Annotated in this window: 26 protein-coding genes; 13 read left to right on the top strand and 13 right to left on the bottom strand. The window is 64.7% G+C overall.

The genetic code is table 11. The annotated features are described in order from the left end of the window. Positions 1 to 8: 8 nt before the first annotated feature. The 4 genes from ispD to BZG29_RS20615 are packed head-to-tail and all read left to right on the top strand — an operon-like array spanning position 9 to position 2,812. Entirely contained in the window at positions 9 to 734 is a 726-nt protein-coding gene (gene ispD / locus BZG29_RS20630) for a 2-C-methyl-D-erythritol 4-phosphate cytidylyltransferase (protein WP_077407053.1), read from the top strand. A gap of 17 nt (positions 735 to 751) precedes the next feature. Further along, on the top strand, positions 752 to 1,252 hold the full coding sequence (gene ispF, locus BZG29_RS20625) for a 2-C-methyl-D-erythritol 2,4-cyclodiphosphate synthase (protein ID WP_077407050.1): 501 nt from the start codon (positions 752 to 754) through the stop codon (positions 1,250 to 1,252). Positions 1,253 to 1,288: 36 nt separating this feature from the next. After that, positions 1,289 to 2,452 (top strand): PQQ-dependent sugar dehydrogenase, encoded by a 1,164-nt coding sequence (locus tag BZG29_RS20620; protein WP_077407046.1) that lies wholly within the window; start codon positions 1,289 to 1,291, stop codon positions 2,450 to 2,452. Positions 2,453 to 2,509: 57 nt separating this feature from the next. Continuing rightward, a complete protein-coding gene (locus BZG29_RS20615; protein WP_170846310.1) occupies positions 2,510 to 2,812 on the top strand; it encodes a hypothetical protein in 303 nt (100 codons plus the stop codon). A gap of 3 nt (positions 2,813 to 2,815) precedes the next feature. On the opposite strand, the gene BZG29_RS20610 is transcribed toward BZG29_RS20615, so the two are convergent. Further along, complete coding sequence (locus tag BZG29_RS20610; protein WP_077407040.1) at positions 2,816 to 4,030, bottom strand: MFS transporter; 1,215 nt, start codon at positions 4,028 to 4,030, stop codon at positions 2,816 to 2,818. A gap of 92 nt (positions 4,031 to 4,122) precedes the next feature. Here BZG29_RS20610 and BZG29_RS20605 point away from each other — a divergent pair, with 92 nt between their 5' ends. Then, positions 4,123 to 4,743 (top strand): TetR/AcrR family transcriptional regulator, encoded by a 621-nt coding sequence (locus BZG29_RS20605; protein WP_077407037.1) that lies wholly within the window; start codon positions 4,123 to 4,125, stop codon positions 4,741 to 4,743. A gap of 12 nt (positions 4,744 to 4,755) precedes the next feature. Here BZG29_RS20605 and BZG29_RS20600 read toward each other — a convergent pair whose 3' ends face one another. Further along, positions 4,756 to 5,094 (bottom strand): MmcQ/YjbR family DNA-binding protein, encoded by a 339-nt coding sequence (locus tag BZG29_RS20600; RefSeq protein WP_077407033.1) that lies wholly within the window; start codon positions 5,092 to 5,094, stop codon positions 4,756 to 4,758. 513 nt (positions 5,095 to 5,607) lie between these two features. Between BZG29_RS20600 and BZG29_RS20595 the strand changes: the two genes are divergently transcribed. After that, positions 5,608 to 6,012, top strand: coding sequence for a PEP-CTERM sorting domain-containing protein (locus BZG29_RS20595; protein ID WP_077409214.1), 405 nt, complete (start codon positions 5,608 to 5,610; stop codon positions 6,010 to 6,012). A 95-nt stretch (positions 6,013 to 6,107) separates the two neighbouring features. Here BZG29_RS20595 and BZG29_RS20590 read toward each other — a convergent pair whose 3' ends face one another. The 6 genes from BZG29_RS20590 to BZG29_RS20565 form a co-directional block, all read right to left on the bottom strand. Then, positions 6,108 to 7,088 carry an FHA domain-containing protein gene (locus tag BZG29_RS20590; protein WP_077407030.1) on the bottom strand — a complete coding sequence of 327 codons (981 nt, stop codon included), beginning with the start codon at positions 7,086 to 7,088 and terminating at the stop codon, positions 6,108 to 6,110. After that, positions 7,085 to 8,497, bottom strand: coding sequence for a serine protease (locus BZG29_RS20585; protein WP_077407027.1), 1,413 nt, complete (start codon positions 8,495 to 8,497; stop codon positions 7,085 to 7,087). Before BZG29_RS20585 ends, BZG29_RS20590 begins: the two co-directional genes overlap by 4 nt. 69 nt (positions 8,498 to 8,566) lie before the next feature. Further along, positions 8,567 to 9,220 carry a GTP cyclohydrolase II gene (gene ribA, locus BZG29_RS20580; protein WP_077407024.1) on the bottom strand — a complete coding sequence of 218 codons (654 nt, stop codon included), beginning with the start codon at positions 9,218 to 9,220 and terminating at the stop codon, positions 8,567 to 8,569. Positions 9,221 to 9,441: 221 nt separating this feature from the next. After that, positions 9,442 to 11,697 (bottom strand): PhoX family phosphatase, encoded by a 2,256-nt coding sequence (locus BZG29_RS20575; protein ID WP_077407021.1) that lies wholly within the window; start codon positions 11,695 to 11,697, stop codon positions 9,442 to 9,444. Positions 11,698 to 11,853: 156 nt separating this feature from the next. Beyond that, positions 11,854 to 12,240: a DoxX family protein gene (locus tag BZG29_RS20570; RefSeq protein ID WP_077407019.1), complete on the bottom strand. Its 387-nt coding sequence runs from the start codon at positions 12,238 to 12,240 to the stop codon at positions 11,854 to 11,856. Positions 12,241 to 12,267: 27 nt separating this feature from the next. Then, on the bottom strand, positions 12,268 to 12,969 hold the full coding sequence (locus tag BZG29_RS20565) for a pirin family protein (protein WP_077407016.1): 702 nt from the start codon (positions 12,967 to 12,969) through the stop codon (positions 12,268 to 12,270). Between the two features lie 162 nt (positions 12,970 to 13,131). Here BZG29_RS20565 and BZG29_RS20560 point away from each other — a divergent pair, with 162 nt between their 5' ends. Together BZG29_RS20560 and BZG29_RS20555 are read left to right on the top strand one after the other, a co-directional pair. Further along, the gene (locus BZG29_RS20560) at positions 13,132 to 14,058 is read left to right on the top strand and encodes a LysR family transcriptional regulator (protein WP_077407013.1); all 927 of its coding nucleotides are present in this window, start codon (positions 13,132 to 13,134) and stop codon (positions 14,056 to 14,058) included. A gap of 153 nt (positions 14,059 to 14,211) precedes the next feature. Next, positions 14,212 to 16,368, top strand: a complete 2,157-nt coding sequence (locus BZG29_RS20555; protein WP_077407010.1) for an EAL domain-containing protein — start codon at positions 14,212 to 14,214, stop codon at positions 16,366 to 16,368. A gap of 11 nt (positions 16,369 to 16,379) precedes the next feature. Here BZG29_RS20555 and BZG29_RS20550 read toward each other — a convergent pair whose 3' ends face one another. Together BZG29_RS20550 and BZG29_RS20545 are read right to left on the bottom strand one after the other, a co-directional pair. After that, positions 16,380 to 16,913: a DUF4256 domain-containing protein gene (locus BZG29_RS20550; RefSeq protein WP_077407007.1), complete on the bottom strand. Its 534-nt coding sequence runs from the start codon at positions 16,911 to 16,913 to the stop codon at positions 16,380 to 16,382. A gap of 64 nt (positions 16,914 to 16,977) precedes the next feature. After that, positions 16,978 to 17,898 (bottom strand): LysR family transcriptional regulator, encoded by a 921-nt coding sequence (locus tag BZG29_RS20545; RefSeq protein ID WP_253192663.1) that lies wholly within the window; start codon positions 17,896 to 17,898, stop codon positions 16,978 to 16,980. A gap of 85 nt (positions 17,899 to 17,983) precedes the next feature. Between BZG29_RS20545 and BZG29_RS20540 the strand changes: the two genes are divergently transcribed. Next, positions 17,984 to 19,207 carry an MFS transporter gene (locus BZG29_RS20540; RefSeq protein WP_077407001.1) on the top strand — a complete coding sequence of 408 codons (1,224 nt, stop codon included), beginning with the start codon at positions 17,984 to 17,986 and terminating at the stop codon, positions 19,205 to 19,207. A gap of 3 nt (positions 19,208 to 19,210) precedes the next feature. Here BZG29_RS20540 and BZG29_RS20535 read toward each other — a convergent pair whose 3' ends face one another. Next, positions 19,211 to 20,101: a DMT family transporter gene (locus BZG29_RS20535; protein ID WP_077406998.1), complete on the bottom strand. Its 891-nt coding sequence runs from the start codon at positions 20,099 to 20,101 to the stop codon at positions 19,211 to 19,213. Between the two features lie 77 nt (positions 20,102 to 20,178). On the opposite strand from BZG29_RS20535, the gene BZG29_RS20530 reads away from it, so the two are divergent. Further along, on the top strand, positions 20,179 to 20,667 hold the full coding sequence (locus tag BZG29_RS20530) for an Lrp/AsnC family transcriptional regulator (protein ID WP_077406995.1): 489 nt from the start codon (positions 20,179 to 20,181) through the stop codon (positions 20,665 to 20,667). Positions 20,668 to 20,683: 16 nt separating this feature from the next. Further along, on the top strand, positions 20,684 to 21,505 hold the full coding sequence (locus tag BZG29_RS20525) for an APH(3')-I family aminoglycoside O-phosphotransferase (RefSeq protein WP_077406992.1): 822 nt from the start codon (positions 20,684 to 20,686) through the stop codon (positions 21,503 to 21,505). 13 nt (positions 21,506 to 21,518) lie between these two features. Here the strand turns inward: BZG29_RS20525 and BZG29_RS20520 are convergent, their stop codons facing one another. Then, positions 21,519 to 22,043, bottom strand: coding sequence for a hypothetical protein (locus tag BZG29_RS20520; protein WP_077406989.1), 525 nt, complete (start codon positions 22,041 to 22,043; stop codon positions 21,519 to 21,521). Positions 22,044 to 22,167: 124 nt separating this feature from the next. Between BZG29_RS20520 and BZG29_RS20515 the strand changes: the two genes are divergently transcribed. Further along, positions 22,168 to 22,551: a glutaredoxin gene (locus BZG29_RS20515; protein WP_077406986.1), complete on the top strand. Its 384-nt coding sequence runs from the start codon at positions 22,168 to 22,170 to the stop codon at positions 22,549 to 22,551. Between the two features lie 8 nt (positions 22,552 to 22,559). On the opposite strand, the gene BZG29_RS20510 is transcribed toward BZG29_RS20515, so the two are convergent. Continuing rightward, positions 22,560 to 22,796, bottom strand: coding sequence for a DUF3820 family protein (locus BZG29_RS20510; RefSeq protein ID WP_034749909.1), 237 nt, complete (start codon positions 22,794 to 22,796; stop codon positions 22,560 to 22,562). 144 nt (positions 22,797 to 22,940) lie between these two features. Between BZG29_RS20510 and BZG29_RS20505 the strand changes: the two genes are divergently transcribed. After that, the gene (locus tag BZG29_RS20505) at positions 22,941 to 24,152 is read left to right on the top strand and encodes an MFS transporter (protein ID WP_077406983.1); all 1,212 of its coding nucleotides are present in this window, start codon (positions 22,941 to 22,943) and stop codon (positions 24,150 to 24,152) included. The last annotated feature ends 25 nt before the right edge of the window (positions 24,153 to 24,177 follow it).

Here is a 24,177-nt window from a genome sequence, read left to right as displayed (position 1 = left end):
GGAATGGCATGACAGCAGCACCGAATCGCCCCCGTTATTTTGCCCTGATCCCCGCCGCCGGCGTGGGCGCGCGCATGGAAGCGGGCAGTCCCAAGCAATATTTACCCATCGCCGGCAAGCCCATGCTGCGCCACGCGCTCGACGCCTTTCTTGCCAGCCCCCTGATAGCGCACACCTATGTCGTCGTCAGCGCCGAGGATGGCCAGATCGACGCCGTCGTGCCGGGGCAGGGCGCAGGCTCAGGCGTCACTGTGCTGCGCTGCGGCGGCGCCACGCGCATGGAAACGATACTGAATGCCCTGCAGGTGCTGCACGGCAGCATCGATGCCCACGACCAGGTGCTGGTGCACGACGCGGCGCGCCCTGGCCTGACGCCGGCGCTGATCGCAAAACTTATCGCCGAAGTCGCTGACCATCCGGCCGGCGGCTTGCTGGCCTTGCCCGTGGTCGATACCGTCAAGCGGGCAGGGCAGGGCACGGGTGCCGCCACCATGTCGGCGCAGACGGTGCCGCGCGACGGCCTGTGGCTGGCGCAGACGCCGCAAATGTTTTCCTACGCCTTGCTGCACCAAGCCTTGTCCGAAGCGCCCGATCCGCAAGCGATTACCGACGACGCCAGCGCCGTCGAAGCGCTGGGCCTGGCGCCCAGGCTGGTCGAAGGTCACCCGCGCAACCTGAAGGTGACCCTGCCGCGCGACATCCACACGGCCGAGCTGTACCTGGCCAACCCTTGAATTCCAGAGAGACCCGCATGAACACAACGACTACCGTACTGCCTTTCCGCATCGGCCAGGGCTATGACTGCCACGCGCTGGTGGAAAACCGCGACCTGATCATCGGCGGCGTGAAAATCCCCCATCACCTGGGCTTGCTCGGCCATTCCGACGCGGACGTATTGCTGCACGCGATTACGGACGCCATCTTCGGCGCCGCCGCGCTGGGCGACATCGGCCGCCATTTCCCCGACACGGATGCGCAATTCAAGGGCGCCGATTCGCGCACCCTGCTGCGCGAAGCCGTGCGCCGCGTGCAGGCGACCGGTTATATCATCGGCAATATCGACGCGACCATCATCGCCCAGCGCCCGAAAATGGCGCCGCATATCGCCGCCATGTGCGCCAACGTGGCCGAAGACCTGGGCGTGACCGTGGGCCAGGTCAACATCAAGGCCAAGACGAATGAAAAACTCGGCTATCTGGGCCGCGAAGAGGGTATCGCGGCCGAAGCCGTGGCCTTGCTGCTGCGCGCCTGATACGCCACCGACTATCGACCACTGACAGGAGAGAGCATGTTCCAGCTACGCCGTACCAGCATCTTGCTTGCATGGGCACTGGCCGCCGCGCCAGCGGCCCACGCCGAACTGCAAGCCACGGGCGAGCCGCCCGCCGCGAAACAGGGCTGGAAGGCCGAGACTGTCGCGCAGGGCGTGCGCCAGCCGTGGGGCATCGCCTGGCTGGGCGAGGGGCGCGCGCTCGTTACCAGCAAGCAGGGGACCTTGCATTTGCTCACTGGCAAGACGTTCACCGATGTGCCATTGGAAGGCCTGCCCGCCGTCTTCACGGGCGGGCAGGGCGGCTTGCTCGATATCGTGCTGCACCCGCAGGATGCGGGCAAGCCGAACCCGCGCGTGTACATGACGCTGTCGACCGGCAACAATGACGCCAATCGCACGACCCTCGTGCGTGGCGTGTTCGATGGCAAGAAGGTGACGGGCATCCAGACCCTCTTCAAGGTCGCCACGGACAAGAGCGGCGGCCAGCACTTCGGCTCGCGCCTGCTGTGGCTGCCGGACGGCACTTTGCTGATGAGCGTGGCCGACGGCGGCAATCCGCCGCTGCGCATAGGCGACCGCCTGGCGCGCGAGCAGGCGCAAAACCTGGCCACGCACCAGGGCTCCATCCTGCGCCTGACGGAAGACGGCAAGCCGGCGCCCGACAATCCGCTGGCGGCCAAGGGCGCCTTGCCGGAAATCTGGTCGTATGGACACCGCAACGTGCAGGGTCTGGCGCTCGACCCCGTTTCCGGCCGCGTGTGGGCCACGGAACACGGTCCGTACGGCGGCGATGAGCTGAACCTGGTGGTGGCGGGCGGCAACTATGGCTGGCCCCTGCAAAGCTATGGCGCCGACTACACGACGCATGAACCGGTCGGCAAGCACGAAGTGGCCGGCATGCGCAATCCGAGCGTGGCCTGGGTGCCGTCGCCGGCGCCGTCCGGACTGGCCGTCTACACGGGCGACAAGATTGCCGCATGGCGCGGCAGCATCTTCAGCGGCGGCCTGGCGGCCAAGGATATCCGCCGCATTGCCGTCGATGCGCACGGCAAGGTGACGGGGCAGGACCGCCTGGCCATCGGCGCGCGCGTGCGCGACGTGCGCCAGGGGCCGGATGGCTACCTGTACGCGCTGACGGATGAAGACAATGGCCGCCTGTTGCGCATCGTGCCGCAGTAGCACGGCAGGCGCCCACTTCGCTTAAGATGGCGCCTTTACTTCATTCAAGGTGGCGGCATGGCCCGTGATACTTATGCATACCGGCACGTCGCCGTCGAATCGCGCGCGATTAATGGCCGCGTGGAAATCCGCCCCGTGCCGGGCCAGGCTTTTTCGCCGGAGCTGGCGGTGCAGTGCTCGCGCCGCCTGGTGGACTTGCAGCGCTACCCGCTGGGCAGCCGCTTCTTACTCTTTGCCAAGCTGACGGACCGCCTGGGCGGCACGCCTTTCCTGTATGCGTATCACGGCGACGCGGACGTGGTGATGACGCCGGCCGAAGTGACGAAATTCCTCGGAGAATTCCGCCGCGGCCGCATCTGATTCCTACGAGGCGATGCAGGCCGCGCCGGCCTTGGCGGCGGCCTGCGGCTTGCCGAAGACGGCGATCGTCAAGCCGCAGCCGAGGGCGAACAGGCCGCCGACCACCATCGCGCTGGACACGCCCAGCCGGTCGACGGCCACGCCACCGAGCAAGGCGCCGGACGCCAGCGACACTTGCACGATGGCAACGAAGAGCGCGCTGCTGCCCTCCATCAGCTCCGGCGCCGCCTTGAACATCCACGTCTGCACGGCGATCGGCATGGCGCCGAAACCGAAACCCCAGACGGCCACCAGCAGCATGGCCGTGAGCGAATGGCTGCCGAACGCGGCCAGGGCCAGGGTGGACGCGCCCAGCACGGCGCCCGTCGCCATCAGCGCGGCCCGTTCGTAGCGGCCGGCGGCCCAGCCGCCCACGAGGTTGCCGATGAAGCCGGAAGCGCCATATACCAGCAGCATGGCGCTGACGGTGCCGGCGGCAAGGTGCGAAATCTGCGTGAGGAAGGGCGCGATATACGTGTAGGCGGCGAACTGGCCCGTGAACAGCATGGCCGTAGCGATCAAGCCCAGCCTGGCCTTGCGGATGCCGAAGATCATCGGCAACTGGCGCAGGCGGATGGCTTGTGTCGGTGGCAGCTTGGGCAGCAGCAACAGTTGGCCGAGGAAGACCAGCACGGCAATGGCACTGGCCGTGCCGAAGGCGACCCGCCAGCCCACCAGTTCGCCCACCAGCGCGCCGGCCGGCACGCCCGCTACCGTGCCCAGCGAGACGCCGGCGAAGATGATGGACATGGCGCGCGAGGCATGTTGCGGCGCCACCAGACGCGGGCCGATGGCGCTGCCGATGGCCCAGAAGCCGCCCACGCCCACGCCCAGCATGGCGCGGCCCAGCAGTATCCACGCATACGAAGGGGCCAGCGCCACCAGCAGGTTCGAGGCCACCAGCAGGGCCGTCAGGGCCAGCAGCACGATGCGGCGGTCCAGGCGGCCTGAGCCGACGGTGACGAAGATGGCGGCAAATGCGGCAACGATGCCGGGCGTGGTGATCATCAAGCCCGCCTGACCCTTGCTGATGGCCAGTTCGGCGGCCATGGCGGGCAGCAGGCCGACGGGCAGGAATTCGGAAGTGACGAGGGCGAAGGCGCCGATGCCGACGGATAAGACGGCCAGCCACGGCGCCACGGTGGTATCGTCGTCGGTAGCGTTGGAAAGTGTATGCATGGGAGGTTCCTGAAAAGCCGAGAGGTTTTTAACCGGTCGGTATATAATCAGGGCAGTCGGACATTGTTGTCAATAATTTTTTACCGAACGGTATGAAACAAGATAAAAAAGAAGAGGCGGTCAAGGCGAAAACGGGGCGGCCCCGCACGTTCGACGCGGACGAGGCGCTCGATTGCGCCATGAAAGTATTCTGGGAAAAAGGCTATGAAGGCAGCTCCTTGCCGGAATTGACGAAAGCCATGGGCATGAACCGGCCCAGCCTGTATGCCGTCTTCGGCAACAAGGAACAATTGTTCCACAAGGCGCTCGAACGCTACAGCGATACGCGCATGCGGTTTTTCGATGCGGCGCTGGAACAGCCGACGGCGCGCCAGGTGGTGGAAGCGTTGCTGACGCAATATGTCGACGCGCAAACCATGCCGGATGGCCCGCACGGCTGCATGGGCGTCAATGCGGCGCTGGCTTGCAGCGACGATGCCTTGCCGATCCGCGATGAATTGTTCGCGCGCCGGCTGCGCGGTGAAATCAAGCTGCGCGACCGCTTGCGGCGCGCGAAGGAAGAGGGGGATTTGCCGCCCGATTCCTGCCCGGAGCAGCAGGCGCGCTTCGTCGTGACCCTGTCGCAGGGCATGGCCATCCAGGCGGCGGCCGGCGTATCGCGTGAGCAATTGCAGCAGATGGTGGGCTTGCTGCTGCGCAATTGGCCGATGTAACTGCCGATGTAACTACCCCGTCGGGGCGATGGTCTTGGCCAGGTCGCTGGGTGCCTTGCGCCGCCAGGCGGCCGTCAGGGCGGCGGCCAGCATGTCCAGCTCGGCATCGGCCAGGCATACCGTGATGCCGGCCAGGCGTTCGCCCCACCACAGCTTCTCGCAGCCGGAGGGCGTGATGACGGTGGCGATATGCGCCGCTTCCGCATCGAGCAGCACATTGATGTGCTCGTCATCGGGCAGGGTGGCAAAGATCTTCCCGCCCACGCGGAAGGCCGGTCGGTCGTGGTGTTCTTCCTCGGTGGCGTCGGGAAACGACAGTGCCAGATAGCGTAGTTCTTCCAGGTCGACCATTCCTCTTTCCCCCAGTTCGGATAGATAGCAGCGTGACTACATTTTGCCATGCTGTTTCGCCGCGTGGTGCAGCGGCATGCGAAAAGAAATGCGCAAGATGCGACACTGGCGCGCGCGCTTGTGGCGCTTGCGCGACAGGTCCGGCCAGCGCGCCAGGAGTAAAATGGTCGTCCCGGCAGGCTTGTTCAGCCTGTTTCAAGGTGCTTGTCATATAAATATCTTACATGCCTAAAAGAAAAATAATTTTCTTCTAGGGAATTTAAGATAGAATAGACTCAACGTTTCACCTGACCCGTCAATTGTCTGGTTTTGTCCCGGGAACCCGAACCCTTTCCAGGACGCTTGCAGTGCCGCCATGGTACGCCGCAAGTCCGCGAAGTTTTGCGGAAGCCACGCCCCCGACCGCTCATTCTTGCAATTCCTGCGCTACGCCGACACGCCTCAATGCAGCGTGTATTCAGCTCAAGCGCCTTCACGCCTGTTGCGCCCGTTGAATACTGATTGGAGACCATCATGAAAAACTTGCCCAGAATCGCCTTGTTCCTGATCGTTGCCGCTGTGTTTGCCAATGCGAACGCCAGCACCATCCCCTTGTCCACCGGCTACTGGAACGCTGGCGCGCACGATTCCGCCGCCTATGGTGCGGCGGGCGCTGCCAGCGATAATGGCAGCCAGTTCCTCAGCGCCTCGAGGTCCTTGCTGGTCGATAGCCACACTTTGCGCCTCTTCGAACTGGAAAACTGCTGCGATGGTGGCCAGCAAGTGCAATTCAAGGCGGCTGGCAACCATCCGTCCAGCATTGCCGGCACCGACGGCCTGGTGTCGGAAGTGTCGGAACCAACCATCTACGCCATGCTGCTGATCGGCCTGGGCTTGCTGGGCTTCACGGCGCGCCACAAACAGGACGACAAGTTTTAAGCACGAGTTCTGGCAGTATTCTGCGCCCTTCGCGGCGCACGTAAAAAAGCCCGCCGGTGCGTCAGGATCCGGCGGGCTTTTTGCATGATAGCGGTTCAGTCGCCGCTGTCTTCGTCTTCGTCGGCGCCCTTGGCCGCCTGGCCGCGCTCGGCGTCGACGGCGCGCTGCAGGCTGGCCGCGTCGCGGAAGAAGGCGTCCGTCGCGTGATCCGGGCTCAGGCGCAAGGCTGGCGGGTAGATCACGGACATGTAGGCTTCGTCGGCCAGGCGGCCGCTGGCCTGCAGGTTGCTCAGCAGGATCAGGGTCGAGCCCACGATGGCCAGCACGACGGCGACGAGGCCGAAACGGCGCGGGTGCTGCGGCTTGATCGTGCACAAATGGTAATAGATCATCGCGCATACAATAACGATGAACATATGCCGTCCGTAGCGCGTCAGCACTTCCAGCGACAGCGCATACGCCGCCACATTGCTGCCCAGTTCCCACACTTCCATGGCCAGCAAGCCGCAGCCGATGATGAACAGGTGGCGGCCGAAGCGCGCCCCATGGCCAAACAGGCGGTTTGCCACGGCCCAGATCGACGCCCACACGAGGCCGCCGGCCAGCGCGTAGGCGATGATCATCAGGTAGGAAATCGGCTCGAAGGCGTCCGCATCGCTGAGCCAGTTGCTGAAGGCGGCCGAGGCGCCGATCATGGCCAGGCCGGCGATGGCGGGGCGCAAGCCTTCCCAGTCGTGCCGGGTCGTGTCGCCCAGTTCGGGCGCCACCGGGTGGTCGCTGGCGCGCACGCGCAGGCGCGTGTGGCCCAGGCGCACGATGCTGTTGCCCGTCATGGCCACCTGCAATTGCCGCTGGCCCCGGTGGATCACGCCATTCTGGCTGCCCAGGTCGCGCAGCAGCAGGCCGCCTGCGCCGTCGTCTTCGACGATGGCGTGCGCGGCGGCCGTATGCGCGTCGTCGAGGATGAAGTCGTTGTCGTAGCCGCGCCCGATGCGGATCGGCAGGGTGTCGATCCGCTGGCGTTGCCGCACTTCGCCATTCTCGGCGAGGATTTCGATGAAGTACGGTGCTTTCATGGCTTGCGCGTTCCAGTGGTGGATGGTGCGCGCGACAGTGCTTCGAGGAAGGTGCGCGTGACGCGCATGCCGTTGGCGTAGGACACGCCGCGCGCGTCGATGCGGCTTTGCAGGCTCATGAGTGGCTCATCGGTGCTGGCGGCCAGCAGGGCAAAGTCGTACAGGCCGGTAAACTTGCGGTAGGCGCGCACGCACAGGACGGCGCGCAGGGGCAGGGTCTTGTTCTTGACGAACTGTTCGGTGCATTGCGGGCCTGTCAGGTTGGCGCTCTTGTAGCTGCCGAAACTTTCATTCTTGAACGAAGCGCTGGCCAGCTCGGAAAAGCGCAGGGCGCCCAGACCGCTGCTGCGCAGGAATTCGTGGCGCATCGACACTTGCCCCGTCTGCAGGGCGCCGGAGATAAAGATGGCCGATTCCATGGCGCAGCTGGTGTTGTCGAGCATGTAGGGCTTGTCGGACTTGACGTTGGAGCGGCCCCAGCAGCGCATCTGGTCGGACTCGCGCACGGGCACGCGGTACGGGCCCATGGCTTTCAGGCTCAATGGCGTGTCGAGCAGGCGCGCCAGCATGACTTCCTGGTGCGCCAGCAGTTGCGCCGTCACCAGCGGCTTGAAGTCCTTCGGCGGCTTGCCTTGCTGCGCCACCTTGGCCAGCAATTGCTGGGCGTAGCGGGCCGGCACGAGAAAACTGACGAGTTCGCCATCGAGGCGTTTCGAGACATTGATGCCGGCGACGTCGCCGTTCGCCGTGACGCTGGGGCCGCCGCTCATGCCGGAATTGATCGGTCCCGTAAACATCAGCTGGTCGTAGAAGCTGCGCGTGACGACGCCGTTGTACGAGCCTTCCGAAATGGCGAAGCCCAGGTCCAGCGGATTACCCATCGAATACAGGTACTGGCCCTGCGTCAGCGGCGCCAGCCCTTCCGGCATCTTGAAGAAACCCGTGCCATGGCGGTTCACGCGCAGCACGGCCAGGTCGTGCAGCACGTCGACGGCCAGCAATTCCACGTTGCCGCGCTGGCCGCTGGTGTCGACCCATTCGCCCACGTAGGTATCGGGGTCGAGGGCGAATTGGGAGACCACGTGATAGTTGCTCACCACCAGGTCGCCCGTGCCGATCAAAAAGCCGGAACCCACCGATGACTGCGTGCGGCCGTTTTTCAGCAGCACGCGCACTTGCAGGATGTCGGCGCGCGCCGCCGTGTACAGCTTTTGCGCGGCCGACGAGGGCGGCGGCAGGGCCGCATGTTCGGTGGCGGCGGGCGCGGCGGTGGCCGGCGGCGGCTTGAGGGGGGGAGTCGAAGCGGAGGTGGCCGCGGCAGGCGCGGCAGGTACAGGCGCCGCGGCCGCGTGGGCGCCTGCGGCAGCGCACAGGCTGGCCAGCAAGCAGGCGTAGTTAGATAATTTCATGCATCCTTTGTGCGTGAGCAGGAGCGCGGCCGGCCCGGCGCGGTATCGCGCACGCGCCGGCCCGGGGAACTACAGGGCGCCGTCTTCCAGCGCCGGCGCCGTTTGCGGCGTCATCATGTGACCGAGCTTGCTTTGCTTGGTATTCAGGTAGTGCTGGTTGAAGGCGTTGCGGTTAACCAGCAGCGGCACCCGTTCGGCCACCGTGATGCCCAGCGCTTCCATGGCGGCGATCTTGCGCGGGTTGTTCGTCATCAAGCGCAGGCTGTGGATGCCGAATTGCGCAAACATGGGCTTGCACAAGGTGTAGTTGCGCGCGTCGGCCTTGAAGCCCAGCTGTTCATTTGCCTGCACCGTGTCGGCGCCCGCTTCCTGCAGGCGGTAGGCGCGGATCTTGTTGATCAGGCCGATGCCGCGTCCTTCCTGGCGCAGGTACAGCAAGATGCCGCGGCCCTCTTCGGCGATGCGTTTCAAGGCGCCCTCGAGCTGGGCGCCGCAGTCGCAGCGCTGCGAAAACAGCACGTCGCCCGTCAGGCACTCGGAATGCACGCGCGCCAGCACCGGTTCGCCGTTGCCGATATCGCCCAGCACCATGGCCAGGTGTTCTTTACCAGTGGCGTGCTCGACAAAGGCGTGCAGGGTGAACTGGGCCCACGGCGTCGGCAGTGCGCAGGAAGTCGTGTAATCCAATTCGCCTGTCGCCAGGAGGTCTGCGCCGCTTTGCATGGTTGTGCTCATATAAGTAATTATCAAAAATAAAAGGCGCGCGACACCACTCCGGTGCCGGCGCGCCTTGCCATCATACCAAAAAGCCGGGAAACGTTTTTCCCCGGTTGCCATTCGGTTGTTGCAATGTCTGGTGATGAACCTTACTTAAGGGCACTTCCTCCTTTTACAAGGTGGATGGCCGGCTTTGCCTGGCGGATGCCGCCGCCAGGCAGGTGACATCAGCTGCCGATGCGTCCGCCATCGTTCTTGGTGATCACGATGGTGGCCGAGCGGGGACGCTTACCGGCGCCATAACCGGCGTTGGCCGGCCACTGGCTCGTGTATTTGGACGGATCGCCGATATTCGCCAGCGCGGTGTTTTCGCCCGGATGCTGGATGTTGATGAACATGGTCTTGCCGTCCGGCGTTTCGCTGATGCCCGTGATTTCCGAGCCGACCGGCCCCACCAGGAAGCGCTTGAGCGTGTCGGCCGTGGGTTTCTTGCCGATGAAGGTGTCGACGGCCAGGTTGCCGCCGGCCGCCGTGGCGTAGTTCAGGGTGGACTTGGCGCCGTCGCCCACCTTGCCGGGGATGGCGGCCAGCATCATGCAGTTGGTCACGTCCGTGTACGCGCCATCGTCGGTCTGGATCCAGCAGATGCCCGTGTAGGGGCTGAAGGCCAGGCCGTCCGGGCTCGAGAAATCCTGGTCGGCCGTCAGGTTCGACAGGTTGATCTTGCTGGCGTCGGCGCCGCTCTCGGCGCCGAACAGGTAGACATCCCAGGTAAAGCTGGTGGCTGCCGCCGCGCCCGTGCCTTCCTTGAAGCGGATGATATGGCCGTTCGGATTGCCGTTTTGCGCGCTGCTGCCCTTCATGTCCGTGTAGGCGCGCGGGTTGCCGCCGTCCGGCGCCAGCTGCGACGAGCCGCTCGGATTGACGGTGCGGTTCGAGTTGTTGGTCAGCGTGTAATAGATCTCGCCGTTGGCCGGGTTGACCGAGCACCATTCCGGGCGGTCCATTTTTGTTGCGCCCACGGCGTCGGCCGCCAGGCGGGCGTTGACCAGCACGTCGGCCAGGTCGGCGAACTTGTAGGCGCCGTACGCCTGGATCTGCGCGTTCGACAGGGCCAGCTCGATCCACTGGCCGGTGCCGTCGGCGGCCAGCTTGGCCACGTACAGCTTGCCCGAATCGAGGTATTTGTCGCCCGTGGCGATACGGTCGGCCGGGTTGGCGTCCGCCGCGGCCCAGACGGCGGCCGTGACGAATTTGTAGATGTATTCGTTGCGCGAATCGTCGCCCATGTAGACGGCCAGCTGCTGGCCCACGGCCGGCACGCTGAAGGCGGCGCTTTCGTGCGCGTAGCGGCCCAGCGCCGTGCGCTTGCGGATCGCCTTGGTTTTGTCGTACGGGTCCATCTCGACGATGTAGCCCATGCCGTTCAGCTCATTGCGGTAGTCGTCGCTGCCATCGGCCGATGCGCCGATCTTGCTCAGGTTCCAGCGCGCGTACTTGTCGTCGCTGCCGCCCGTTTCCCAGCCGTGGCGCGAGGCGCCGCCCTGGCTGCGGCCATAGCGGTTCAGCGACACCACGGATTTGTCGCCGCGCGCGGCGTTGTCGGTGGCCGAGCGCGTGAAGTAGCCGGCCCAGTTTTCTTCGCCGGACAGGTAGCTGCCCCATGGCGACTTGCCCGTGCCGCAGTTGTTGATGGTGCCGCGCGTCTTGGTGCCGGTCGGCGAGTACTTGGTCACCACGAGGGCGTTGCCGCGCACGGGGCCGGCAAGCTCGATATCCGTCAGCGGCGTGACGCGGCGGTTGAAGGCGGAATCGTTGACCGTGGCCCAGGCGCTGCTCGTCTTCTTGACTTCCACCACGCTCAGGCCATGGACGGCCACTTCCTTGTCGACTTCGGCGGCGGGGCGCGGCAGCGTGGTGGTGCCGCCATTCACGTGCAGGAAGTGCGAGGACAGTTTTTCGTCGGTGGTCGCTTCGTGGTTCATCGCCAGCAAGCCCCGTTCGGCGCCGGATGCCAGCGGCGCGCCTGCGGCGGACAGGCCGTAGTATTCCATGCCGTCGTGGTGGTCGCCGGCGCGGTTGTCGAAATCGGTATCGCTGCCGTCGTTCTTGTAGGCTGGCGTGGCCGCGCGCAGCGAGTCGCCCAGCGCATACAGGGCGGTGGCCGTGTAGCCGGCCGGCACCGACACGACGTCGGCCAGGCTTTTTGGCACGGCCGTGAAGGCCAGCAGTTTTTCGGGCGTCGGCGTTGGCGTCGGCGTCGGCGTCGGCGTGACGGCGGCCGCATCGCTGCCGCCGCCGCAAGCGGACAGGCCCATCGAACCCATGACGGCGGTAGCGGCCGTGACGGCGCTGCCGCGCAGCCAGTTGCGGCGGCTCAGGCGGGCGTTCAGGATGCTGTTGAAATGGTTGTCGTGGGACGCGTTGCTGTCAATGTCGTTCAGATCGGTGGCGCGGATGGCCAGATCGTTGGGCTTGTTCATGGGCTGCGATGTCCTGTGGTTGCGTGATTTAAAGGCAACCGCATGATAGTTGTCGAATGTGACAGCGCCATGTCAGCTTGATGACAAAACGGTGACAGGCTGCCGGCCGGGCGGGCCGCGTCCATGACGGGCCCGTCCGGTCAGGCGGCCTTAGCCTTATCTGGCCTGGCGAAAGCCGCGCTCCACCAGCAACAGCATGCCGCCGAAGATGGACAGGTTCTTCAGGAAGTTCGTCAGCTGCTCCTGGAAGTGGGCCGCATCGGCGCTCCAGAAGGCGTGGAAGATGAGCGTCGTCGGGATCAGGAACAGCGCCAGGGCCAGCGCCGCCCAGCGCGCCTGCCAGCCCGTGATCAGCAGCAAGCCGCCGCCCACTTCCAGGACGATCACGCCCACCAGCAAAATATTGGCAATTGGCAAGCCCTGGCTGGCCATGTAGCCGGCCACGCCCGCAAAGCCGCCGATTTTCAGCAAGCCCGAAACAAAGAACAGCACGCCAAGGGCGGCACGGCCGAGGGGCAGCAATACGTTGGTTCTGTTTTCCATGATTTTCTCTTTCTTTGTATTTATCAATTATTTCGGTAAATCGAAGACCAGAAACTCTGCGTCCTCTGCTTGCGTGATGATCACGGCCGCTTCCTGCGTCAGTTTCAGCGCATCGCCCGCTTTCAACGGCGTGCCGTTGACGACCAGGCTGCCGCGGATCAGGTGCACGTAGGCGAGGCGGCCTTCGTCCAGCGCATGTTCGGCTTGCTCGCCTTCCTGCAGGATGCTGGCGTAGATGGCCGCATCCTGGTGGATCAGCACGGAACCCTGGCGGCCGTCGGAGGACGCGATCAGGCGCAGCTTGCCCCGTTTGCTGTCCGGCGTGAAGTGTTTTTCTTCATAGCTGGGGGGAATGCCCGCCACGTTCGGCTGGATCCAGATCTGCAGGAAGTGCAAGCCATCCGTGTTCGAATGGTTGAACTCGCTGTGGCGCACGCCGCTGCCGGCGCTCATGCGCTGCACGTCGCCGTAGTGCAGGACGGAACCGGTGCCCATGCTGTCCTTGTGCTCGAGCGCGCCGTCGAGCACATACGAAATGATTTCCATGTCGCGGTGGCCGTGCGTGCCGAAACCCTGGCCTGGCGTGACCCGGTCTTCATTGATCACCAGCAAGGGACCAAAGCCCATGTGCAGCGGATCGTGGTAGCTGCCGAAGGAAAAGCTGTGGTGGGAATTGAGCCAGCCGTGGTTGGCGGCGCCGCGTTCTTCGCTGTGACGAATCTGTAACATGGTGGACTCCGTTTCTATAAGTTAATGTGCGATAATTTCGAAGGACCGTTGCCTGGCGCTACGCTGTGGCCTCTGCCCTTCGCTGTACGATGGAGAAAGTATAGGCCCCTGTGCCGGGAAAGAAAAACGGAAAATCTTGCGACCTATGATCGAAAAAATCGAATGTTAAGACTGAGCCTGGAAGCCCTGCAAATCGTCGACGCCATCGACCGCCGCGGCTCGTTCTCGTCGGCCGGCAAGGAGTTGCACAAAGTCCCGTCCACCATTTCCTATACGGTGGCCAAGCTGGAAGACGACCTGGGCGTGCAGGTGTTCCAGCGCAATGGCCCGAAAGTCATGCTGACGGCGGCCGGCCAGGAATTGCTGAAAGAGGGCCGCTACCTGCTGAAGGCGGCGCAGGACCTCGAACACCGCGTGCGCCGCGTGGCTTCCGGCTGGGAAACGGAATTGTCCATCGGCATCGATTCCATGTTTTCCGCCGTGGCGCTGGCCGACGACGTGCGCGCTTTCTATGACGTGGCGCAACAGACGCGCTTGCGCTTGTCGCAAGACACCCTGTCGGGCACGTGGGAAGCGCTGCTGGACCGGCGCGCCGACTTGCTGGTGGGCGCGCCCGGCGACGGGCCGGCGGGCGGCGGCTACATCGCGCAGCCGATCGGCATGCTCGACTTCGTGTTTGCCGTGGCACCCACGCATCCGCTGGCGCAGGTGACGGAACCCTTGTCGCGCGGCCACCTGCAGCAGCACCGGGCCGTGGTGGTGGCCGACTCGGCGCGCCAGATGGCGCCGCGCACGGTGGGCCTGCTGCTGGGACAAGATGCCTTGAGCGTGCCGAACATGCAGGTCAAGTTCGATTACCAGGTGCTGGGGCTGGGCTTTGGCTTTTTGCCGGGACCGTGCGCGCGCGCCGCCATCGCGCGTGGCTTGCTGGTGGAAAAGGCCGTCGAAGAGCCGAAACCGTCGGAAACGTTTTACCTGGCCTGGCGAGTGGGCGAGGATGGCGCCGCGCTGCGCTGGTGGATGGCGCGCATGCGCGAACCGGATGTGTTTGCCCGCCTGGCGCAGCATCTGCCGGGCCATTCGGCGTAGGTCTTAAAATGTTGACATACGCCAACATTTTTAAGTTACCATATTCACAGTATTTCCGCCCGACCTCCACGCCCCACAGTGGGATTTTGATGATTACACACACCGCAGCGCCCCTGATCTGTTCCCCTGACCTGGCCCAAGAGTGGGGTTGCCATGCTTGAGGCGAAGGTTGCGCTGTGCCTGCGCCTGGCCCAGGATGCCCGTGAACAGGCTGGGCCGCAGCAGGCCGCCACCCTGGCGCGGCTGGAGGAAGAGCTGGAGCGGCTGCGCGGCGCCAGCCGGCCCGTGGTGCGCGTGGCGCCCCCCGACGCCTTGCTGGAAATCGATCCCGACGGCTTCCTGATCGGCTGGAATCATGGCGCCGAACAGATGTTCGGCTATTCCGAACTGGAAGCGCTGGGCCAGCACATCCTGTTCCTGTATCCGGAAGACGACGCGGAAGCGAGCGTGCTGGAATTGCATTTCACGCAGGGCGACGTGGCCACCGACGTGCGCCGGCGCAAGAAGTCGGGCATGGTGACGTGGCTGCGCATGCACCGCCACGTGATCCACGACCAGGCGGGCAAGGCGTGCGGCATGGCCGTGCGCCTGTCGGCCATGAGCGAGCCGCTGTCCGACGTGGACAAGGTAAGGTTGCACGCACGCATCATCGAAGACAGCGAGCAAGCCGTGCTGATCACGGATGCGGAAGAGCGCATCGTCTCGATCAACAGTTCGTTTTCCCGCATCACCGGCTATTCGCCTGCCGAAGCCATCGGCCGCACGCCGGACTTGCTGCGCTCGGGCGTGCACGATCCCGACTTCCGCGCCAAGGTGCGCGCCGCCATGCGCGGACACGGTTCCTGGCGCGGCGAAATCATCGGCAAGCGCAAGAATGGCGAACTGTTCCCGCAAGACGTCACCATCAGCGTCGTGCGCGACGAATTCGGCGAAATCAGCCACGTGTTTTCCCTGTTTTCCGATATCTCCGTGCACAAGGATGCCGAGGCGCGCATGCAGCGCATGGCCAACTATGACAGCCTGACGGGCTTGCCCAACCGCTGCCTGCTGAACCAGCTGGTCGACCAGGGCCTGGCCGAAGCGAAACGGCAGGGCACGCATGGCGCGCTGATGGTCATCGACATCAGCCGCATCGGTTCCATCAGTGACACCCTGGGCCATGAAGTGGGCGACCAGCTGGTGATCGCCATCGGCCAGCTGTTCCGCGGCGCCCTGCGCGACGCCGATATCCTGGCGCGCGTCGACAACAGCAAGTTCGTCGTCGCCCTGCTGCACATCGAAAAGCGCGAACACGCGGCCAACGTGGCGCAAAAGCTGCTCAACCTGCTGGAGGCGCCGATCAATATCGATACGCACGCCCTGCACGTGGGCGCCAGCATCGGCATCACCGTGTATCCGGAAGACGGCCTGGAAGCGCCGGCCCTGTTCCGCTTTGCCGACGTGGCCGTGTCCAAGGCAAGCCAGACCATCGAATCGACCTTCCTGTTCTACCGCGAAGACATGAACCGCAGGGCCAAGGAACATTTGCGCCTGGAAAGCGAGATGCGCCTGGCGCTGGGCGACAAGGAACTGGAATTGCATTACCAGCCGAAAGTGAGCCTGGCCAGCGGGCGCATCGTGGGCGCGGAAGCCTTGCTGCGCTGGAAGCATCCGATGCGCGGCATGGTCTCGCCCGGCCTCTTCATCCCCGTCGCCGAGGAAACCAGTCTGATTCTGGAGCTGGGCACCTGGGTGCTGGACGAGGCGTGCCGCCAGATCCGCAGCTGGGAAGACCGGGGCCTGCACATGCCGGCCATCGCCGTCAACCTGTCGGCGCGCCAGTTCGATGAACAGTTGCCGGCGCGCATAGCGGCCGTGCTGGAACGCTACGGCGTGCGGCCCGACCAGATCATGCTGGAAATCACGGAAAGCCTGTTGATGCGCGGCGCCGACAAGGTGATTGACATCATGAACCAGCTGGTGGCCATGGGCCTGGCGCTGGCGCTGGACGACTTCGGCACCGGCTATTCCAGCCTGGCGTATCTGAAAAAATTCCCCATCAGCACCTTGAAAATCGACCGCTCCTTCGTCATCGGCTTGCCGTTCGAGGAAAACGATTGCGCCATCGCCCGCGCCATCGTCACCATGGCGCAGCAGCTGCGCCAGGAAATCGTCGCCGAAGGGGTGGAAACGGCCGAGCAGATGCGTTTCCTGCGCGAACTCGGCTGCGACCAGCTGCAAGGCTATCTGTTCAGTCCGGCCGTGCCGGCGGCCGAATTCGAGCTGATGCTCGATGAAGGCCGGCAATTGCGGCTGGAAGAACTGGCCTGAGCCAGCGATGGTCAGACGTTGAATAGTCCACGGAAACCCCGGCTCGCATAATACGACTCGGCGCCATTGTGGTAGACGAAGACCTGTTCATAGCGGCGGTCGCAAAACAGCGCGCCGCCCAGCGCCCGGATGCTGTCCGGCGTCGCGATCCAGCTCGAGGTTTTCCGGTCGAACGGTTCCAGTTCCTGCAACTGGCGGTACTGCGCCTGCGTCAGCAATTCGATGCCCATCGCCTGTGCCATGGCCATGGCGCTGCCGGCCGGCTTGTTGGCCTTGCGCGCGGCCAGGGCTGCCGCATCGAAACACAGGCTGCGCCGGCCGAGCGGGCTTTCTGCTGAACAATCGCAAAACGTGACGGCGCCCGTGTCGCCGGCGCGCCCGATGACGTCCGGTTCGCCACCCGTATCCTCCATTTGCTGCAATACCGCCAGGCTGGCGGGAGCGGCGTTCAAGCGCGCCAGCACGCTGTCCCATGTCCATCCCGGATGGCGGTGCCTGTGCTGGCTGAAGCGGGTTTGCAAGGTGTGGATCAAGGCCTCATGCATGACGCGGCTCCCTGAAGTTTCAACGATAGGGCCGATTATAGGACGCGAGGCGTGCAGGCGGCGTTCACCCCAGTTTTACTTTTTCCAGCAGATAATCGAGCATCACGCGCACCCGCGCCGGCACTTGCAAGCCCGGTCCCACGAAGACGGCGTGCACGAGTTCCTTGTCGCCCGGGTTGTAGTCCTGCAGCACGGGTATCAAATCGCCTCGCTCGATGTCGCGCAGCACGTGCTGGCGCGAAAAGCGTCCCAGCCCCATGCCGGCCAGCACCAGCTGGCGCATGCTTTCGCCATCGCTGACGCAGGTATTGCCCTGCGGCGCCACCTGCACCGTTCCGCCCGCGCCATCGAGGAAGGGCCAGGTTTCGTTCTGGCAGCGGAAGTTGAAGGCCAGCAAATTGTGTGTTGACAGCTCCTGCGGCGTGCGCGGCAGGCCGTGGCGCGCCGCGTACGCGGGCGAGGCGACGACCACCATCGCGTCTTCGCCGAGTTTGCGCGCCACCAGGTTCGATTCCTTCAGCTTGCCCGTGCGGATGGCGATGTCGGTGCGGTCTTCCAGCAAATCGACGATGGCGTCGCTGACGACGACGTCGAGCACGATGTCGGGATAGCGTTGCGCGAACTCGGGCAGGATGGGCAGCAGATGGCGCACGCCGAACGGCACGAAACAGTTGATGCGCAGGCGCCCGCGCGGCGCCGCCCCCTGCGATGCTTCGCGCTCGGCGCCGTCGATATCGTCGAGGATGCGCTTGCACTGGATAAAAAAGGCGTCGCCCTCGGGCGTGGTGTGCAGCTGGCGCGTGCTGCGCTGCAGCAAACGGGCGCCGAGCCGCGCTTCCAGTCGATTGACGAGCTTGCTGACGGCCGACGGCGTCAAGGCCAGGCGGCGCGCGGCGGCGGAAAAAGCCCCCGTTTCCACCACGGCGGCAAACACGGCCATCTCGAACGCGCGGTTGATGTCTTGCCTGGCCATTATTGAATCCATTTCACAGGTGTTTCCATTATTGAAGTCTATATCAAAAGCGCTTGCATCGATACACTGGCTGGCTTGAACCCTTGTTGGAGCCATCATGACCACCGCAACCCCTGTTTTACCGCACGCCAGCAAGATGCCGCCCGGCGTGCTGGCGCTGGCCGTCGGCGCCTTTGCCATCGGCGTGACCGAATTCATCGTCGTCGGCATCTTGCCGACCATCGCGAAGGATCTGCATATTTCCATCGAATCGGCCGGCTCGCTGGTCAGCCTGTATGCGCTGGCGCTGGCCATCGGCACGCCGCTGCTGGTGCTGCTGATGTCGCGCCTGCCGCGCAAGGCGGCCTTGCTGGGGCTGATGAGCGTGTTCCTGGCCGGTAACCTGCTGGCCGCCTTTTCGCACACGTTCGAATTGTTGCTGCTGGGGCGTGTCATCACGGCCGTGGCGCACGGCACCTTCTTTGCCATCGGCGCCACCGTGGCCGCCAGCCTCGTCACCAAGGCGCAGGCGGGCAGGGCGATTTCCGTGATGTTTGCGGGATTGACCCTGGCCATGGTGATCGGCGTGCCGTTCGGCAGTTTCCTCGGCAACTTGATGGGCTGGCGCCTACCCTTCTTTGCCGTGGTGCTGCTGGCCGCGCTGGGCCTGGCCGCCATGGCGCGCTGGCTGCCGGCCGGCTTGCAGCAAGGCAAGGGCGGCAAGGCCATGACGCAGCTGGCAGCCCTCGGCAGCGGCCCCATCCTGACGATGATGGCGATTACGACGTTTGGCTTTGGCAGCAGCTTTGCGGCCTTCACGTTTATTACGCCCATCCTGACGGATGTGACGGGCTTTTCCGCCACCATGGCCAGCGCCTTGCTGATCGTGTTCGGCATCGCCACCTTTGCCGGCAACTTGGCGGGCGGCTACCTGACCAGCCACCTGGGCTGGCAAAAGGCCTTGCGCGTGATGCTGCTGTTGCTGGCCGTCACCCAAGCGGGCGTGGCGCTGAGCATCAGTTCTCCCTGGATGATGACGGTGATGCTGTTCGTCTGGGGCGTGTTCGCCTTCGGCCTGTCGCCTGCCTTGCAGGCCGGCATGCTGGCCACGGCCGAGCGCTACACGCCGCAAGCCGTCGATTTTGCCTCGGGCCTGAACATTTCCGCGTTTAATCTCGGCATTTCCTTCGGTTCCATGCTCGGTGCGCTGATGGTGTCGCGTCAGCTGATGGCGTCGTCGCCGTGGGCCGGCGTGGCCGCCGCGCTGCTGGCCCTGCTGCCGCTGGCCTGGCTGGCGCGCAAGAACCTGGCGTCGCACGTGGCGGGTGCGGCCGCGCACTGAGGTTCAGGTATGCACGGCGACGGCCGGCGCCGGTTTCTTCATGCGCTGCGCCATGTAGGAACTGCCCATCGATGCGGCCATGATCATGGCGATGGCCAGCCATTGCGGCGCGTCCAGCCGTTCGTCCAGCAGGATGAACGCGAGCATGGCGGCCACGGCCGGCTCCATGCTGCTCATGATGCCGAACGCTTGCGGCGTCAGCCGCTTCAGGGCCACCATTTCCAGCGAGATCGGGATGGCGCTGGAAATGAGGGCCACGCCCAGCCCCACGGCCAAGACCACCGGCGAGAGCAGGGCGGCGCCGCTGTGCATCACGCCGACGGGCACCACCACCAGCGCGGCCATGGCCAGGCCCAGCGACACGGAATGTCCCGCATGCAAATGGCTGGCGCGCTTGCCGAAAACGATGTACGAAGCCCAGCAGACGGCGGCGCCCAGGGCGAACAGCACGCCCGTGGGATCGAGATTGCTGACGTCGTGACCGAGCGGCAGGAGCAGCGCCAGTCCCGCCACGGCCAGGGCCACCCAGACGAAGTCGAGCGGGCGGCGCGAGGCCAGCAGCGCCACGGCCAGCGGGCCGGAAAATTCGATGGCGACGGCGATGCCAAACGGTATCGTGCGCAAGGCCATGTAGAAGCACAGGTTCGTCAAACCCAGCGCTGCGCCATACAGGGCCACCGTGCGCAGGTCGGCGCGGCTCAGCTGCCAGCGCCACGGACGCCAGAACAGCAACAGCAGCAGGGCGGAAAAGCCCACGCGCACGGCCGTCGTGCCTTGCGCGCCCACCAGCGGGAACAGGCTGTGCTTGGCCCATGACGTGCCCAGTCCCAGGCAGGTGACGGAGCCGAGGATGGCCAGCAGGGGAATCAACGAGGAATAGCGGCGTAATGGCATGGTGATAAATGGCTTGATATCGAAGTGGTGAAAGTTTATTGTGTCTGCTCCGATATTTGCACTGCATTTCGACCTCTATGACGCAACTTTCGCTCACGCCTGCTGTCGCCCTCGACGCCTTCGACCTGGCCATCCTCGATATCTTGCAGCGCGATAACACGACCTCGCAGCGCGAAATCGCCCAGGCCGTGCACCTGTCCGCGCCGGCCGTGCAGCGGCGCATCCGCCGCCTGCGCGAGAGCGGGGTGATCCGCAACGAGGTGGCCGTGCTCGACGCGAGCCGCTTGGGCCGGCCCCTGATACTGACGGTGGAAGTGCATCTGCACGACGAGCATCCGCTGCGCACGGCCGGCATGCGCGCGCGCATCATGGCCGAGCCTGCAATCCAGCAGTGCTACGGCATCACGGGCGAGGCCGACTACCTGCTGGTCATCACCGCCAGCAGCATGGCCGAATACGAGGCGCTGACGGAACGCCTGTTCGGGGGCGACGACAATATCCGGCGCTACCGCACGTCGGTGGCCTTGACTTGCCTCAAGATGGGCTTGCACGTGCCGCTGACATAGAACAAGGGCCAGGCAGATGACGCTCTCCTGCAAGAAGCAAGCGGCCGTGCTGGCCGCCATGCCCGCCAGCCTGCGCGCCGCCGTGGCAGGGTACGACTGGGCGCGCGACAGCATCGGCGAATCGGACGCTGCCGTCTACCGCCTGCAGGGCAGGAACGGTGCGCCGGCCCTGTTCCTGAAACACGGCAGGGGTGCCGCCGCTGCCGAGCTCGCCGACGAACTGGCGCGCCTGCGCTGGCTGGCGCAGTACCTGCCCGTGCCGGCGGTGGCGCAATTTGCCCGCGCGGCGGACCCGGAGCAGGCCTGGCTGCTGACGGCGGCGCTGCCGGGCAAGACGGCTCGCCAGGTACTGGAAGAAAACCCCGCCCTTGGGCCCGCCGTGACCGACGCGCTGGCGGCCTTCCTGCGCCGCCTGCACGCGCTTCCCGTCAGCGACTGCCCATTCGACGCCGGCCATGCTGTGCGGCTGGTTCAGGCGCGCCAGCGCATCAATGCGGGCCTCGTCGATGCCGGCGATTTCGATGCCGAGCGGGAAGGCTGGACGGCGCAGCAAGTGTGGCTGGCGCTGCAAGAGTACCTGCCGCTCACCCCCGACCTCGTCGTCACGCATGGCGATTTTTCGCTGGACAATATCCTGATGCATGATGGCGCCGTCGTCGGCTGCCTCGACGTGGGCCGGGCGGGCGTTGCCGACCGTTACCAGGACCTGGCCATCGTCTGGCGTGCTCTTGGTGAGTTGGACGCCGCGCTACAGCAAAGGTTTGCTGAGCAATATGGGCTCCTTGATATCGATCAAGGCAAGCTGCAATTTCATTTGCTGCTCGACGAGCTGTTTTGAGCGCCGCCCGCCATCAAGGCTCATCGCGCTCGGCGTCGCGCTCGCGGCAGCTCAGGGACGCGTAATGGCCTTTGGGCATCCTGTTCTTGATGGCCACTTCGTTCAGTGCATGTCCGATATCGACGGGGTCGTTCAAGGTGCAGCGCTGGGTGCGGGCGAACGCTTGCAGCTTCTGCGTGCTGCCCTGCACCCTGACCGTGACGCCCGCGCCGGGGCTGACGCAGCAGCCGATGTATTGGGTGATGTATTCTTCTTCGATGAGCACCAGTTCATGCCCCATGAAGCTGGCCGGCTTTTTCAGCAGGTAGTAATCGGTGTAATCGAAGCGCTGGTCCGGGCGCTTGCCGATGTAGCCTTCGCGCATGTAAGCCCGGATGGCCTTGCCCGAGGTGCCCGCTCTTTGCGGCGTGCCCTTTTTCAGGTACAGCGCCTGGATCAGGCCGCTTTCAAGCCCGGGATCGGCGGCGGCCAGGGCACTGCAGGAGCAGGTGGCGAGCAGGAGCGAGACGAGCAGGCGGCGTGTGCGGCATTCAGGCATGACATTGATTCCTTGCATATATTTCACGCGTAGGGGAGAAGAGGCGCAGTGTAGCCCACGCCGGCCATGGCGCGTGGCACAATGCGTGATCCGCACGCCACGTGCCACTCCCCCCAGGACTTTCATGACCCGCGCCATCCTTGACCAAGCCCAGATCCATTCCGCCGCCCGCCCTTTGATCGGCAGCAAGCACAAGGACATCGTGCGCGAAGTGCAGGCGGCCGTCGCCGCGCACCAGGTGGTCGTCGTCGGCATGGCGCTCAACCCGTTCCCGCGCAAGGCGCGCAAGATCCTCGACGTGCTGGGCACGCCCTACCAGTACTTGCAATACGGCAGCTATTTGAACCAGTGGCACCGCCGCAATGCCCTCAAGATGTGGACGGGCTGGCCCACGTTCCCCATGGTCTTTGTCAACGGCGTGCTCATCGGCGGCGCCAGCGAATTGCACAAGCTCGTGGAAAGTGGCGAGTTCAGCACCATGCTGGCAAAGAAGCTGCGCGAGTTTTAAGCGCTGTCCTATTCGCCCGGCCGCCACGGCGACTTGCGCGTGCGCAAGGGGTCAAGCAAGCTGCGTAGATCGTTGTGGTCGAGCTCGTACATCAGCGCAATTAAACTGCCCAGTTCGCCCGAGGGAAAGCCCTCGCGCGCGAACCAGCCCAGGTAGTGGCCCGGCAAGTCGGCCAGCAAGCGTCCCTGATACTTCCCATATGGCATTTCGCGCGTGACCAGCAGCGCCAGTTTTTCTGAATTCATGGTGGTGACCCCGTGTGGATGCGGCCAGTGTAGCAGACCGCTCTATTATTGATCTGTACGCAACTATCTTCTGCCCGATCAGGTATTTTTCGAAACAAAGAAAACCCCGATACTGCATGCCAACATCATTTATCGGAGTTTGCCATGCCCATTGCCTTGCTCGCGCTGACCCTCAGCGCATTTGCCATCGGAACCACCGAGTTTGTCATCGTGGGGCTGTTGCCCACCATCGCCGCCGACCTGGGCGTCAACCTGCCGTCGGCCGGCTTGCTGGTCAGCCTGTATGCGCTGGGTGTCGCCGTCGGCGCGCCCGTGCTGACTGCCCTGACGGGCAAGATTCCCCGCAAGACCCTGCTGCTGTCGCTGATGATCTTGTTCACCCTGGGTAACTTGCTGGCCTGGAAATCGCCGGGCTACGAAACCCTCGTCGTCGCCCGCATCCTGACGGGGCTGGCGCATGGCGTGTTCTTTTCCATCGGCTCGACCATCGCCACCTCGCTGGTGCCGAAGGACAAGGCGGCCAGCGCGATTGCCATCATGTTTACGGGCTTGACCGTGGCCCTGGTGACGGGCGTGCCGCTGGGTACTTTCATCGGCCAGCATTTCGGCTGGCGCGAAACTTTCCTCGCCGTTTCGGCGCTGGGCCTGGTCGCCTTTGTCGGCAGCCTGCTGTACGTGCCATCGACCATCAAGCACAGCAAACCGGCCTCGCTGCTGCAGCAAGTGCAGGTGCTGGGCCAGCCGCGCCTGCTGCTGGTGTACGCCATGACGGCCGTCGGCTATGGCGGCTCCTTCATCGCCTTTACCTATCTGGCGCCGATTTTGCAGCAAGTGTCGGGTTTCAGCGCCGGCGCCGTGGGCGTGGTGATGCTCGTGTATGGCGTCTCCGTGGCGTTCGGTAATATCTGGGGCGGCAAGCTGGCCGACAAGAAAGGCCCAGTGCGCGCCCTGAAACTGATCTTCCTGCTGCTGGCGTTGGTTTTGCTGCTGTTGACCTTCACGGCGCCGCATCCCGTGCTCGTCGTCATCACCGTGCTGCTGTGGGGCGCCGTGGCCTTCGGTAACGTGGCTGGCTTGCAAGTGTATGTCGTGCAGCAAGCGGAACATTTCACGCCCCGCGCCGTCGACGTGGCCTCGGGCCTGAATATCGCCGCCTTTAATCTGGGCATCGCCGGCGGCGCCTGGGGCGGCGGCCTGATCGTCGAACACCTGGGCCTCGCGCATACGGGCTGGATCGGCGCCATCGTCGTGCTGGGCGCCTTTGGCTTGACGGCCTTGAGCGGCCGGATGGACCGCTTGAATCCCATCCCCGTGCGTGCGGGCGGCGAAAAGTCGATGCATGCGGTGGGGCATTAGTCTACAGGCAAGTCGCTGGCATGCG

It is taken from the genome of Janthinobacterium sp. LM6 (assembly GCF_002002885.1).
Classification (GTDB): domain Bacteria; phylum Pseudomonadota; class Gammaproteobacteria; order Burkholderiales; family Burkholderiaceae_D; genus Janthinobacterium; species Janthinobacterium kumbetense.
This window is presented reverse-complemented; position numbering and strand designations above follow the sequence as displayed.

Coding starts and splice junctions, on each gene's coding strand:
- ispD (WP_077407053.1), top strand. CDS start 9: ATGACAGCAGCACCGAATCGCCCCCGTTATTTTGCCCTGATCCCCGCC.
- ispF (WP_077407050.1), top strand. CDS start 752: ATGAACACAACGACTACCGTACTGCCTTTCCGCATCGGCCAGGGCTAT.
- BZG29_RS20620 (WP_077407046.1), top strand. CDS start 1,289: ATGTTCCAGCTACGCCGTACCAGCATCTTGCTTGCATGGGCACTGGCC.
- BZG29_RS20615 (WP_170846310.1), top strand. CDS start 2,510: ATGGCCCGTGATACTTATGCATACCGGCACGTCGCCGTCGAATCGCGC.
- BZG29_RS20610 (WP_077407040.1), bottom strand. CDS start 4,030: ATGCATACACTTTCCAACGCTACCGACGACGATACCACCGTGGCGCCG.
- BZG29_RS20605 (WP_077407037.1), top strand. CDS start 4,123: ATGAAACAAGATAAAAAAGAAGAGGCGGTCAAGGCGAAAACGGGGCGG.
- BZG29_RS20600 (WP_077407033.1), bottom strand. CDS start 5,094: ATGGTCGACCTGGAAGAACTACGCTATCTGGCACTGTCGTTTCCCGAC.
- BZG29_RS20595 (WP_077409214.1), top strand. CDS start 5,608: ATGAAAAACTTGCCCAGAATCGCCTTGTTCCTGATCGTTGCCGCTGTG.
- BZG29_RS20590 (WP_077407030.1), bottom strand. CDS start 7,088: ATGAAAGCACCGTACTTCATCGAAATCCTCGCCGAGAATGGCGAAGTG.
- BZG29_RS20585 (WP_077407027.1), bottom strand. CDS start 8,497: ATGAAATTATCTAACTACGCCTGCTTGCTGGCCAGCCTGTGCGCTGCC.
- ribA (WP_077407024.1), bottom strand. CDS start 9,220: ATGCAAAGCGGCGCAGACCTCCTGGCGACAGGCGAATTGGATTACACG.
- BZG29_RS20575 (WP_077407021.1), bottom strand. CDS start 11,697: ATGAACAAGCCCAACGATCTGGCCATCCGCGCCACCGATCTGAACGAC.
- BZG29_RS20570 (WP_077407019.1), bottom strand. CDS start 12,240: ATGGAAAACAGAACCAACGTATTGCTGCCCCTCGGCCGTGCCGCCCTT.
- BZG29_RS20565 (WP_077407016.1), bottom strand. CDS start 12,969: ATGTTACAGATTCGTCACAGCGAAGAACGCGGCGCCGCCAACCACGGC.
- BZG29_RS20560 (WP_077407013.1), top strand. CDS start 13,132: ATGTTAAGACTGAGCCTGGAAGCCCTGCAAATCGTCGACGCCATCGAC.
- BZG29_RS20555 (WP_077407010.1), top strand. CDS start 14,212: ATGCTTGAGGCGAAGGTTGCGCTGTGCCTGCGCCTGGCCCAGGATGCC.
- BZG29_RS20550 (WP_077407007.1), bottom strand. CDS start 16,913: ATGCATGAGGCCTTGATCCACACCTTGCAAACCCGCTTCAGCCAGCAC.
- BZG29_RS20545 (WP_253192663.1), bottom strand. CDS start 17,898: ATGGATTCAATAATGGCCAGGCAAGACATCAACCGCGCGTTCGAGATG.
- BZG29_RS20540 (WP_077407001.1), top strand. CDS start 17,984: ATGACCACCGCAACCCCTGTTTTACCGCACGCCAGCAAGATGCCGCCC.
- BZG29_RS20535 (WP_077406998.1), bottom strand. CDS start 20,101: ATGCCATTACGCCGCTATTCCTCGTTGATTCCCCTGCTGGCCATCCTC.
- BZG29_RS20530 (WP_077406995.1), top strand. CDS start 20,179: ATGACGCAACTTTCGCTCACGCCTGCTGTCGCCCTCGACGCCTTCGAC.
- BZG29_RS20525 (WP_077406992.1), top strand. CDS start 20,684: ATGACGCTCTCCTGCAAGAAGCAAGCGGCCGTGCTGGCCGCCATGCCC.
- BZG29_RS20520 (WP_077406989.1), bottom strand. CDS start 22,043: ATGCCTGAATGCCGCACACGCCGCCTGCTCGTCTCGCTCCTGCTCGCC.
- BZG29_RS20515 (WP_077406986.1), top strand. CDS start 22,168: ATGACCCGCGCCATCCTTGACCAAGCCCAGATCCATTCCGCCGCCCGC.
- BZG29_RS20510 (WP_034749909.1), bottom strand. CDS start 22,796: ATGAATTCAGAAAAACTGGCGCTGCTGGTCACGCGCGAAATGCCATAT.
- BZG29_RS20505 (WP_077406983.1), top strand. CDS start 22,941: ATGCCCATTGCCTTGCTCGCGCTGACCCTCAGCGCATTTGCCATCGGA.